This window comes from Herbaspirillum sp. VT-16-41 (assembly GCF_001994935.1).
GTDB classification, from domain to species: domain Bacteria; phylum Pseudomonadota; class Gammaproteobacteria; order Burkholderiales; family Burkholderiaceae_D; genus Herbaspirillum; species Herbaspirillum frisingense.
Genome location: NZ_MUXB01000108.1, coordinates 185,849 through 198,078 on the forward strand (window position 1 = coordinate 185,849; position 12,230 = coordinate 198,078).

Annotated in this window: 10 protein-coding genes; 6 read left to right on the top strand and 4 right to left on the bottom strand. The window is 64.8% G+C overall.

Annotated elements, in window-relative coordinates:
- Nucleotide 1: 1 nt before the first annotated feature.
- On the top strand, nt 2-1,039 hold the full coding sequence (locus BTM36_RS14580) for a DNA polymerase III subunit delta' (RefSeq protein WP_077236863.1): 1,038 nt from the start codon (nt 2-4) through the stop codon (nt 1,037-1,039).
- A gap of 110 nt (nt 1,040-1,149) precedes the next feature.
- Here BTM36_RS14580 and BTM36_RS14585 read toward each other — a convergent pair whose 3' ends face one another.
- Entirely contained in the window at nt 1,150-3,366 is a 2,217-nt protein-coding gene (locus BTM36_RS14585; RefSeq protein WP_077236864.1) for a TonB-dependent siderophore receptor, read from the bottom strand.
- 213 nt (nt 3,367-3,579) lie between these two features.
- Between BTM36_RS14585 and BTM36_RS14590 the strand changes: the two genes are divergently transcribed.
- The 4 genes from BTM36_RS14590 (at nt 3,580) to BTM36_RS14605 (ending at nt 7,124) form a co-directional block, all read left to right on the top strand.
- Complete coding sequence (locus tag BTM36_RS14590) at nt 3,580-4,935, top strand: ATP-binding protein (protein ID WP_077236865.1); 1,356 nt, start codon at nt 3,580-3,582, stop codon at nt 4,933-4,935.
- Nucleotides 4,936-4,995: 60 nt separating this feature from the next.
- Nucleotides 4,996-5,544, top strand: a complete 549-nt coding sequence (locus BTM36_RS14595) for a response regulator transcription factor (RefSeq protein WP_006712968.1) — start codon at nt 4,996-4,998, stop codon at nt 5,542-5,544.
- Between the two features lie 96 nt (nt 5,545-5,640).
- Nucleotides 5,641-6,420, top strand: coding sequence for a TatD family hydrolase (locus BTM36_RS14600; RefSeq protein ID WP_077236866.1), 780 nt, complete (start codon nt 5,641-5,643; stop codon nt 6,418-6,420).
- On the top strand, nt 6,417-7,124 hold the full coding sequence (locus BTM36_RS14605) for an ankyrin repeat domain-containing protein (RefSeq protein WP_077236867.1): 708 nt from the start codon (nt 6,417-6,419) through the stop codon (nt 7,122-7,124). The genes BTM36_RS14600 and BTM36_RS14605 overlap by 4 nt, the downstream gene beginning before the upstream one ends.
- An 84-nt stretch (nt 7,125-7,208) precedes the next feature.
- Here BTM36_RS14605 and BTM36_RS14610 read toward each other — a convergent pair whose 3' ends face one another.
- The 3 genes from BTM36_RS14610 to hpnD all read right to left on the bottom strand — a co-directional run bounded on the left by BTM36_RS14610 (nt 7,209) and on the right by hpnD (nt 10,729).
- A complete protein-coding gene (locus BTM36_RS14610; RefSeq protein WP_006712961.1) occupies nt 7,209-8,351 on the bottom strand; it encodes an alpha-hydroxy acid oxidase in 1,143 nt (380 codons plus the stop codon).
- A gap of 194 nt (nt 8,352-8,545) precedes the next feature.
- Entirely contained in the window at nt 8,546-9,877 is a 1,332-nt protein-coding gene (gene hpnE / locus BTM36_RS14615) for a hydroxysqualene dehydroxylase HpnE (protein ID WP_077236868.1), read from the bottom strand.
- A gap of 18 nt (nt 9,878-9,895) precedes the next feature.
- Nucleotides 9,896-10,729 (bottom strand): presqualene diphosphate synthase HpnD, encoded by an 834-nt coding sequence (gene hpnD / locus BTM36_RS14620; protein ID WP_077236869.1) that lies wholly within the window; start codon nt 10,727-10,729, stop codon nt 9,896-9,898.
- A 326-nt stretch (nt 10,730-11,055) separates the two neighbouring features.
- Between hpnD and BTM36_RS14625 the strand changes: the two genes are divergently transcribed.
- The gene (locus BTM36_RS14625; RefSeq protein WP_077236870.1) at nt 11,056-11,895 is read left to right on the top strand and encodes an HDOD domain-containing protein; all 840 of its coding nucleotides are present in this window, start codon (nt 11,056-11,058) and stop codon (nt 11,893-11,895) included.
- The last annotated feature ends 335 nt before the right edge of the window (nt 11,896-12,230 follow it).

Sequence of the window (12,230 nt, forward strand, 5' to 3'; positions counted from 1 at the left end):
CATGTCCGTGACTTCGACCGATCCCTTGCTGCCCTGGCAGGGCGAGAGCTGGCGCCAGCTGCAGCAGCTGCGCGAGCGCCTGCCGCATGCGCTGCTGTTCTATGGTGCCGCGGGCACCGGCAAGACCCGCTTCGTGGAGGCCTTCGCCAAGTCGCTGCTGTGCGAGTCGCCCACGCCCGAGGCGCATGCCTGCGGCGTCTGCCCGTCCTGCAACTGGTTTTCGCAATCCAATCATCCGGACTATCGCCGGGTGCGCCCGGAGGTGTTGGAGGACGAACCCGGCGAAGACGACAGCGGCGAGGAAAAGAAGACCGCCAAGGCCAGCAAGGCGCCTTCCAAGGACATCAAGATCGACCAGATCCGTGCGCTGGCCGATTTCATGAACGTTTCCACCCACCGTTCCGGCCTGCGGGTGGTGATGCTGTATCCGGCCGAGGCGCTCAACACCGCCGCCGCCAATGCCTTGCTCAAGACGCTGGAGGAGCCGCCGCCGGGGACCATGTTCCTGCTGCTGTCCAATCGTCTGGATCGCCTGCTGCCGACCATTCTCTCGCGTTGCCGCAAGTTCGCTCTGAACGCGCCGGGCCACGACGAGGCGCTGGCCTGGCTCAAACAGCAGGGCGTCAAGGATGCCGATGCCTGGCTGGCCGAGCAGGGTGGGGCGCCGCTGGCGGCGCTGGAGGCGGCACAGGGCGAGGGGCGCGAGGCGCTCGACGAGCTGCTGCGGCAACTGGCCCAGCCTGGCGTGGATGGCGCCCTGCGTGCCGCCGACAAGTTGCAGAAGACGCCCGCCGCCGAGCTGGTGGGCTGGGTGCAGCGCTGGCTCTATGATCTGCTGTCACTGAAATCGGCCGGGGTGGTGCGTTATTATCCGCGCTACGGCAAGGAACTGGGGCGGCTGGCCGAACGGGTCGATGCACTGGCCTTGTCCAAGGCGCTGCGTGGCATGGGTGACCGCCGCGCCATCGCTGACCATCCCTTGTCGGCCAAGCTGTTCATCGAGGAAATGCTGATCGATTACGCGCGGATGTTCGACTGAGACAGACCTGCTGCGGCGCAGTCCGCTCGCGCCCAGGCGCATGAAAAATCGCCCGGTCCCCACACTGTGGGGCCGGGCGATTTTCATTGCGGCAAACGCTTGCGTTCAGATCAGAAGGCCACCGATACCGAGGTGCTGAAGGTACGCGGATTGCCCAGTACCAGGTAGCCCGAGTTGGAGGCACCACCGGCCGACTGCCAGTAATTGCGGTTGGCCAGGTTCTCGATGGCGGCGCGGAAGGTGACGGCGCGACCGCCGATGTCGGTCAGGTAGCGCGCACCCAGGTCGTAGCGCACCCAGGATGGGACTTCCAGCTTGTTGGCGGCATCCACGTACTGGGTGGCGGTGTAGGTGGCGCGGCCATTGACGGTCAGGCCACGCACGCCGGGGATGTCATATTCGACGCCGGCATTGGCCTGCATCTTGGGCACGCCGATGGCGTACTTGCCATTGTTGGTGCCGCCATTGGTCTGCACCTGCTTGGCATCCAGGAAGGTAATGCCCGACAGCAGGCGCACGCCCCGGGTCACTTCGCCATAGGCGGTCAGCTCGACACCACGGTTGCGTTGCTTGCCGTTGGTGGATTCGATGCCGGTGGACACATCCTTGTACGACAGCGGGCGATCGGTGGTGAAGAAGGCCGCGCCCAGGCCGAGTCCGCCCAGTTCGTACTTCACGCCGACTTCCTTCTGCTTGGACTTGTAGGGCGCCAGGATCTGGCCGTAGTTGGCGGCGGTGGTATCGGTGATCTGCTTGCCTTGTTGCAGACCTTCGATGTAGTTGCCGTACACGGACAGGTTCTTGAGCACCTTGAACACCACGCCGGCCATGGGCGAGGTGGCGCTCTGGTCATAGTGGCTATTGTTGACGTGGGTATTGTAGGCGTAGCCGTCCGACTTCAACTGCTGCTGGCGTACGCCCAGCGTCACCAGCAGGCGGTTGTCGTAGAAGCCCAGGGTGTCGGAGACCACGGCGCTCATCAGCTGGGTCTTGATGGTGGTCTGCGGATCGGACAGGTCATTGCCCAGCAAGACCAGGGCCGGGCGCGCGTAGGTGCTCGGGTTGTAGAGATTGGTGGCCAGGGCGTAGGAGGTGGACATGCCGTAGGCATTGCGCGAATCCAGCGAATACGCCGAGGCGGCAGCCACCAGCTTGTGCGAGACGGTGCCGGTGTTGAACTGGGTGCGCACGCCGATTTCGCCGGTGGCGACGTCATCCTGGCGGGCATTGTCGAAGCGATAGGTGGAGGCGGCGCCGCTGCTGGCGTTGTTCACGCGTACGCCCGACAGCGAGTTGTTCTCGGTGCCCTGGCGTGCGCCGAAGGCGGCCCAGGCGGTGGTGCTGGCCGACAGGTCCCACTCGCCGCGTACGGTGCCGAAGATGTCGCGGGCATTGGAATACGACCAGGGCTGCGCGTAGTTGGACGAGCCGCTGGGAGCGGTCGGTACCGCCGTCAAGCCGCTGCCGATGGTGACGCTGGGACGCATGTTGCTGAGGTTGTTTTCCTGTACGCCGAGGTCGGCCGAGAGGCGGAAGTCATTGCCGCGATAGTCCACGCCCAGGGAGAAGACATTGGTCTCGCGCTTTTCGTTGGACACGCCCGTGCCACCTGCATGACGGGCGGCATTGACGCGCACGCCCAGGCGTTCATCGGCGCCCAGGCGGCGCGAGACGTCGATGGCGGCGGACTTGCTGTTGCCCGACTCGTAGCCCAGGGTCACTTCGGTCAGGGCTTCGCTGGAGGCGCGCTTGGGCAGGATGTTGATGGTGCCGCCCAGGCCGGCATCGCCAGGGGTGGCGCCATTGAGGAAGGCGCTGGCGCCGTACAGCACCTCGACGCGCTCGATCATTTCCGAGGCGACGTACTGGCGCGGCAGGATGCCGAACAGGCCGTTGTACATCAGGTCGTCCGAGTTGGCGATGAAGCCGCGGATCATGTACGACTCCTGGAAGTTGCCGAAGCCGCGAGTGGTGCGCACCACCGGGTCGTTCTTGAGCACGTCACCCACGCCGTGTGCCTGCTGGTCGGCGATCAACTGGCGGGTGTAGGCCACCGAACGCACCGGGCTGTCCAGGTTGTCGACATTGCCCAGCACGCCCAGGCGGCTGCCGCGCGCCACCTGGCCACCGGCAAACTCGGCCGGCAAGCCATCGGCCGAGGCGTCGGCGGAGGCATTGACGGTGACCGTGGGCAGGGCGGCCTGGTCCTTGGCGTCGGTGGTGGCGGTGGTGGCGGCGGTCTGGGCCAGCGCCGGCAGGGGAGCCAGGAAAGCCAGCGCGAGGGCGGCGGCCAGCGGGTTGAGGCGCGCAGTGAAGGGCATGGACATGAAGATTCTTTCTAGAATTTCTTGTGGGAATGAATAAGTATTACAAAACGGCGCAAAGTATAATTAAAAATCGTTATCATTTACATTCATTTTTTAATGAATTGATGTGACGTGTTGGGAAAAAGTAATGAAATGGCGGTCGTCGCCCGCTGAATCAGGGCGGCAAGGAGGCCCGAGGCCAGGCGGGCGCGCCCAGCCCGTATAATTCCGGCCATGAATTCCCCGAGCTCCTTCCTGGCGGCGGCATCGCTGCCTGCCGATCCGCCGCAGCATCTGCTGCTGTCGCGCCTGTTCTGGCTGCGCTGGGCGATGGTGGCCGGCGAGCTGCTGGTGCTGGCAGGTGCCCACATCTGGCTGCATATCGCCTTGCCGATGTCGCCCTTGCTGGCGCTGATCCTGCTGCAGCTGCTCATCAATGGGGGAACCTGGCTGCGCATGCGCTGGGCGCGGCCGGCGGAGCAGGGCGAACTGTTCATGCAGCTGTGGCTGGATGTGGCGGTATTGACGGCCTTGCTGTATTTCTCGGGCGGCTCGACCAATCCCTTCGTGTCCTTCTACCTGCCGGCGCTGGCGGCCGGCGCGGCCACCCTCAGCTGGCCCTATGCCTTGCTGCTGGCGCTGTGCGCGCTGGGTGGCTATTCCGGGCTGGTGTATTTCTACGAGCCGCTACACATCCACGACCATGGCCAGGCCATGGCCTATCACCTGGCGGGGATGTGGATCAATTTCTCGATCTCGGCGCTGCTGATCACCTGGTTCGTCAGCCGTATCGCCGCGGCGGTGCGCTCGCGCGACCGGCAACTGGGCCAGGCCCGCGAACGCCAGCTGCAGAGCCATCGCATCCTGGCGCTGGGCACCCAGGCCGCCGGCGCGGCCCACGCCCTCAATACGCCGTTGTCGACGGTGGCGGTGATCGCCGGGGAGTTGCGACGCGAGATGGCCGACAACCCCGCGCTGAGTGTCTATGACGAAGACCTGCGCATCGTCGAGGAACAGATTGCGGTCTGCAAGGCAGCGCTGGAGAGCATGCGCCTGGACGCAGATGCCCAGCTGCGCAACGAGGACAGCGCGGCCATCACGCCCTGGCTGACCAGCCTGCTGGAGGGCTGGCGCTTGCGTCACCCCGCCGTGCTGCTGGTGGCCGAGGGACACCAGCCGGGGTGGGTCGCCAGTCAGTTGCAGGACCTGTCGCAGATCCTCTTGACCCTGCTCGACAATGCCGCCCATGCGGTGCGTGGGCGGGGTCACCAGGGGGAGATCCGGCTGCGACTCATCTCCGCTGATGCTGGCGATGCCACCAAGCTCAGCGAAGCGCCATCGTCGCTTGGCGGGGCGTCAGCCAGGTCGGGCAAGAAGACGGCTATCATCGAGGTCTCCGACAATGGCAGCGGTATCGCGCCCGAGCTGCTCCAGCGCCTGGGTCATGGCCCGGTCGTCAGCAGTTCCGGCGGTTCGGGGATTGGTCTGATGCTGGCGTTTGCCAGTGCCACGCACCTGGGAGGCAAGCTGCGCCTGCGTTCCGTGCCGGGCGAGGGCACCGTGGCACAGTTGCGCTTCCCCTTGCGCTGAATGTTTTTGTTTCCTGTTTTGATCGACTGATGTGATGTTTCTTATATTGCAGGCTTTTTGATGAGTGCAGCTTTTCTGATCCTCGACGATAACGATGTCTTTGCCAGCACCCTGGCCAGGTCGCTGGCGCGTCGGGGTTTCCGCCCGACCGTGGCGCACAGTGGCGAGGAGGCGCTGGAAGCAGCGCGTCGTGAACGCTTCGACTACGCCACCATCGACCTGCAGCTGGAAAAGGATTCCGGCCTGCAGTGGGTGTCGCCGCTGCGTCAGGCCTTGCCGGAGGCCCGCCTGCTGGTGCTGACTGGCTACGCCAGCATCGCCACCACGGTGCAGGCGATCAAGTCGGGCGCCGACAACTATCTGGCCAAGCCGGCCAATGTCGACTCCATCCTCTCGGCGCTGAACCATGCCAGTGGCGGCGAGCGCACCGACGAACCGGTGCCGCCGATGGAAGAGGCGTCGCCGCTGTCGCTGGAAAGACTGGAGTGGGAACACATCCAGCGTGTGCTGGCCGAGCATGAGGGCAATGTCTCTTCCACTGCGCGGGCGCTGAACATGCACCGCCGCACCCTGCAGCGCAAGCTGGCCAAGCGCCCGGTGGCGCGCTGAGGGCGGGCGCCGGGCATGCCGGCGCGGCTGTAACCAAAGGTAAGCGGCGCGCGCTCAGGGGCGACAGGCTGTCGGCATCGCTTTACAATAGCGGCCATGTATATCGATTCCCATTGCCACATCAATTTTCCCGACCTGGCGGCGCGCTTGCCGGAGATCTTCGGCAAGATGGCCGAAAACCAGGTCAGCCACGCCCTGTGCGTGTCGGTCGATCTGCCTGATTTTCCGCAGGTATTGGCCCTGGCCGAGCAGTATCCCAACGTCTACGCCTCGGTGGGCGTGCATCCGGACTACGAAGACACGCCGGAGCCCTCGGTGGAGCAGCTGGTGGCGCTGGCCGACCATCCGCGCATCGTCGCCATCGGCGAGACCGGGCTGGATTACTACCGCCTGCAGGGTGACCTGGAATGGCAGCGCGAGCGCTTCCGCACCCATATCCGCGCCTCGCGCGCCACGGGCAAGCCGCTGATCATCCATACCCGTTCGGCGTCCGAGGACACCATCCGCATCCTGCGCGAAGAAGGCGCCAGCCCGGCGGCCGGTGGTGCGGCGGGGGTCATGCATTGCTTCACGGAATCGCAGGAAGTGGCCGATGCGGCCATCGAGCTGGGTTTCTATATCTCGTTTTCGGGCATCGTCACCTTCAAGTCCGCCAAGGACCTGCAACAGGTGGCGCGCACCATTCCACTGGAGCGCATGCTCATCGAGACCGATTCGCCCTACCTGGCACCGGTGCCGTTTCGCGGCAAGACCAACGAGCCCGGCTATGTGCGCCACGTCGGCGAATTCATCGCCGACCTGCGCGGCATCCCGGTGGCCGAGGTGGCACGCCAGACCTCTGACAATTTCTTCAAGCTGTTCGGAATCACACCATGACCTTGCTGGAAAAGCTGCGTTCCCGCTGGCGCGCACTGGGCCGCATTGGCGGTATGGGCGGAATGGGTAGACTAGGCCGCATCGTGCTCTACACCTCGCTGCTGTTGCCGGGCGCGGCCCGTGCGGGCGCCTATGAAGAATACTTCCAGGCCATCCGCATGGATAACGTGTACTTTCTCAAGCAACTGATGCAGCGTGGCATGGGCCCCAACCTGATCGAGCCCAAGCGCGGCTACACCGGCCTGATGCTGTCCATCCGCGAAGACTCGATGAAGGCTTTCGAGGTGCTGGTCAATGCCCCGGACGTCAACCTGGAGGCCCAGGCCACCAATGGCGACACGCCGCTGATGCTGGCCTCCTTCTACGGCAACATACCGGTGGTCAAGCTGTTGCTTTCGCGCGAGGTGGAAGTCAATCGTCCGGGTTGGACGGCGTTGCACTATGCGGCCATCAACGGCAGCTCGGAGATCGTCAAGCTCTTGCTGGATGCCTCGGCCTACGTGGATGCCGAATCGCCCGACGACAAGATGACGCCGGTGATGCTGGCAGCCATGCGCGGACGGGTGGCGGCAGTCGAGGTACTACGGGACAATGGCGCTGATCTGACGCTGAAGAACAAGGACGGTCTCACCGCCATGGACCTGGCCCGGCGCTACGGCCAGGAGGGCGTGATCGATGCTCTGAACGAAAAGCCGCGCCAGTAGCAGCAGGCTGATCCAGGAGAGTCAAAAAAAACGTCCCGGCCACCTTGCGGTGGGCCGGGACGTTTTCTTTATGGGATGGGGGCTTTAGCGGATCAGGATCTGCGGGCCGACATCCTTGATGTCCTTGGTGCCGGTGAGGGCCATGCTGACATCGAGCTCCTTGCGCATGATTTCCAGCATCTGCGAGACGCCGTCGCCGCCCATGGCGCCCAGGCTGTAGAGGAAGGCACGGCCGATCATGGTGCCGCGCGCGCCCAGGGCCACCGCCTTGAGCACGTCCTGACCGGAGCGGATGCCGCCGTCGAACCAGACTTCGATCTGGTCACCCACGGCTTCGGCAATGGCCGGCAGGGCTTCGATGGAGGACATTGCGCCATCCAGCTGGCGGCCACCGTGGTTGGAGACGACGATGGCGTCGGCTCCGGTCTGCACGGCCAGCTTGGCATCTTCCACGTCGAGGATGCCCTTGAGAATCAGCTTGCCGCCCCATTGCTCCTTGATCCAGGCCACGTCGTCCCAGTTCAGGGTGGGGTCGAACTGGCTGGCGGTCCACTTGGAGAGGGTCTGCACGCCGCCGGCGCCTTCACCGCCCTTGATGTGGCCGGCCAGGTTGCCGAAGGTCTTGCGGCCGCCCAGCGCACGCAGCGCCCAACCGGGCTTGCTGGCCAGGTCGAGCAGGGTTTCCAGGGTCAGCTTGGGTGGGACCGACATGCCGTTCTTGAGGTCCTTGTGGCGCTGGCCGAGGATCTGCAGATCCAGCGTGAGTACCAGTGCCGAGCACTTGGCAGCCTTGGCGCGATCGATCAGCGATTTCACGAAGCCACGGTCGCGCATCACGTAGAGCTGGAACCAGAACGGCTTGGTGGTGACGCTGGCCACGTCCTCGATGGAGCAGATGCTCATGGTGGACAGGGTGAAGGGGATGCCGAACTTCTCGGCCGCGATCGCGCCCAGCATCTCGCCATTGGCCCACTGCATGCCGGTCAGGCCGGTGGGGGCGATGGCCACGGGCATGCTGACATCGTGGCCGATCATGGTGGTGCGGGTGCTGCGTTCGTCGACATTGATGGCCACGCGCTGGCGCAGCTTGAGCGAGGCCAGGTCCTTGGTGTTGGCGCGATAGGTGCTCTCGGTATAGGAGCCGCTGTCGGCGTAGTCGTAGAAGGCCTTGGGAACACGTTTCTTGGCCAGCAGGCGGAAGTCTTCGATACAGGTCATGACCGGCATATTGTTTTCTCCGTAATTTATTCAACGCGGCTTGGCGCCGCCGGGCGATGGTGGTGCAGACACGAACCGGAATCGGGACTGCTGATGCGTAATGCAGATGGACCGCTATCGTAGTGCATCGCCGGCATGGATGGGGTGAATCCCTTTGCCGTCATCCATGAAAATTTTAGGGACGGCCAGCCGCTGCAGGAGGTCTAGCCCGCCAGCAGCCGGGCCGCTGCACCGCCGCTACGCACCGCGCCTTCCAGCGTGGCGGGATAGTCGCCGGCCACGTAGTCGCCGGCCAGCGCCAGTCCGGCTGGCATGGCGGTGTTGTCGGGCCGTTGCAGTCCGGGGGTACAGGCGAAGGTGGCGCGCTTTTCGGTGATGACCTTGCTCCATTGGGGCGTGGCCAAGGCCGGCTGGCCGAAGTCTTGCGCCAATTGGCGGGTGATGCCCGCCGTCAGGGTGGCATGACCGTCGGCGATGGCCTGCCCGGCGGCACTGACCACCACGGCCAGCAGACCCGGGTCGCCGCCCAGTTGCCCACGGTCGAAGACGAACTGGCCCCAGGCCTGGCGCTCCGGCGCGTCCAGCAAGGCCAGGAAGGGCGCCGGCAGGCGCACCTGCTCGCCATACTGCAGATAGCAGGTGGTGATGGGTTCATGCTCCAGGGCTTGCAGCAGGTGGGTATCGTGCAGACCCTCCAGCAGTTGTGCGGCAGCCTCGGGGCCGGTGGCCAGTACCACGCCGGAGAATTCGCCCAGGCTTTCGCCCAGGCGGTCTTCCAGCCGCCAGCTGCCTGGCTCGCTGCCCGTCAGCAGGCGCGTGACCGCCACGCCCGGTCGCACCAGCCCACCGTGGCGGGCCAGGTAGGCTTCGGTGGCATCGGGCAGCAGGGCGCCCAGGTCCCGGCGCGGGATCAACATGTCGGAAGCGGCCCGGCGCGCGCCCAGGCTATCGCGCAGCACGTTCAGGAAGACCCGCGCCGAAGCCCGTTCGGGGGGCGTATTCAGGGCGGCGATGCAGAGCGGGCGCCACATCAGGCGGGTGACGCGGTCAGTCTGGTCGAAACGCTGCAGCAGGTCGGCCACGCTGCAATCCTCGTGCAATTGCCAGCCCATCCAGCGCGCCGTGGTGGAAAAGCGGGCCAAGGCCATCTTGTCCTCGCGCGCCAGTCCCTTGGCGCGCAGCAGGGCCACGGCCACATGCCAGGGCGCGGGCAGGCGTGGTGCGACGAAGTCCATGCCGTCGGCCTGATTCGTCAGCGGGTAGCGCATCTGCAGGGGGAGGCGCAGCAGGGCCGTGGCCGGATCGACGCCGACCTGCTTCATCAGGGCCAGGGTGGCGCGGTAGGCGCCCAGCAGGATGTGCTGGCCGTTATCCAGGGTCCGGCCATCGAGTTCGAGGCGGCGCGCCCGGCCACCCAGGGTGCGGGCGGCTTCGAACAGGCTGACCCGGTGTCCGCCGGCGACCAGCGCCACGGCGGCGGCGCAACCGGCCCAGCCGGCACCGATCACGGCGTAGTGGCGGGGGGCGTCGCTCATGCCGTCGTAGCGCGGCGATCAGCCGAAGACATAGGTCTTCCAGGCCAGCCACAGCTTGCGGATGGGGGTGAGCGAGATGCGCTGGTTGAGCACGTGATAGCCATCGCGGGTGATCTCGTCGAGCAGGGTGCGGTAGATGGCGGCCATCATCAGGCCGGGGCGCTGGGCGCGCCGGTCTTCTTTGGGCAGCAGGGCGAAGGCTTCGTCGTAGACCGCCTGGGCACGTTCCACCTGGAATTTCATGAGCGCCTCGAAACGCTCACTGTGGCGGGCGTTGAGGATGTCGGCGGCGGTGACGTTGAATTGCTGCAGTTCGTTGACCGGCAGGTAGATGCGGCCCTTGCGGCCATCTTCGCCGACATCGCGGATGATATTGGTGAGCTGGAAGGCCAGCCCCAGTTTTTCGGCGAAGAGCAGGGTGCCGGGCTGGGTGTGGCCGAAGATGCTGGCCGAGAGCACACCCACCACGCCGGCCACGTGCCAGCAATAGCGCTGCAGGCCGGGATAGTCGAGGTAGCGGCTCTGGTCGAGGTCCATTTCCATGCCATCGATGATGGCCTGCAGGTGCTCGCCCTTGAGCTGGTAGGTGGCCACGTGGGGATGCAGGGCCTTGGTCACCGGGTGGGTGGGCTGGCCTTCCAGCATGGCGGCGATTTCCTTGCGCCACCACATCAGCTTGGTGCGCGCCACCATGGGATCTTCGATTTCATCGACGGTATCGTCGACTTCGCGGCAAAAGGCATACAGCGCCGTGATCGCCAGCCGGCGTTGCGGCGGCAGGAACAGGAAGCTGTAATAGAAACTGGAACCGCTGGCGGCGGCCTTCTGCTGGCAGTATTCGTCTGGAGACATGGATGCGTGGCTGCGGTTGATGCGGGCCGCAAACGCGCCATTGAGGCCGGTTGCGGCAAAGGCGCTATGCTAGCCGAGTGCGCCCGGCAGGGCAAATCGGGCTTTGCTCATTGGGCATGTACATTGGGCATGTATTGCGGCGCCTGACGTTGTCCTTTAAGCTCAAGCCGATGTCATCCGGAAAATAAATTCACATAACATCAAATCCGGATGAATTTTGCCGATAATGGACAGGAAGCACCGCCCGCCGCAACGGCAGGACAGCTGCGGCGCAGCAAAAGTCACCCCGAGCGGGACTGGACGACGTACAGGAGGCTGGAGACATCATGGACAGACTGGAAATCTTTCGTAATATCGCCTCGCAGGCCGGACGGGGGGAGTTGGTGTTCCCGGCCAACGTCAGCGCGTCGATCAAGCTGCAGAAGGCCCTGGCCGACCCCGATTGCCACCTGGAGCTGGCGGCCAAGCTGGTGATGGCCGAGCCGCTGGTGTCGGCACGGACGGTGGCCATCGCCAATTCGGCGGCCTACAACCGTTCCGGCGGGGAAATCAACAACGTGCGGGCGGCGGTGATGCGCCTGGGGTTCCGTACCCTCAATACCATCACCACCTCGGTGATCGTGCGCCAGCTGGGTCGTACCATCAATAACCCGGGCATGCGCATCAAGTCCGCGCAGCTGTGGGAGCACTGCGCCCATGTGGCCGCCACGGCCTATGTGCTGACCTCCAAGCTGACCAAGGCTGACCCGGAGACGGCGATGTTTGCCGGCATCGTGCACGAGGTCGGGGGCTTTTACCTGTTGTCGCGGACCGATGATTACCCGGGCCTGCTCGACGGCGGTACCGAGGACTGGATGGAATACGGCGAAAAGATGATCGGCCGCGCCGTGCTCAAGAAGCTGGGCGTGCCGCAGCCGGTGGTGGATGCGATCGAATCGCTGTGGCACGGCGTACGCGTCTTGCCGCCGCAGACCATCGGCGACGTGTTGTTGCTGGCCAAGGAGCTCTCGCCGGTGCCCTCACCCCTGCAGCGCGCGGCCGTGGCCGAAGCCGGCATCGGCGGCGAGAACCTGGTGGATGACTACATCGGCGATCAATCGCTGCGCGAGATGCTGGATGATTCGGAAGAGCAGATCCGTACCTTGACCGCGGCACTGCTGGTCTGAATCGATTGTCGTTGTTGCACACCCTCTACGGGTGTGGATGCCGAGCCCCACAAGCCCCGCGCTGTGGGTAATACAGTTCAGTTAAGAAAAAATCGCCGCGCCAGATGACTTTGGCGTGGCGATTTTGCTTGGTTCTCTTCAAGCCATCTGAAACCGTTCGGACTGAGTAGGCCCTTTAGGGCCGTATCGAAGCCTGTCCTGAGCCTGTCGAAGGGGCGCTGCTCAACTTGTGGCGCGCCTTCGATACGCAGCTACGCCGCTACTCAGGACGAACGGTCAGCGGTGGTGCAAACAAAGTCTGAGCGAGCTTTCGAGCTGGTAACAAGCTTCGCTCG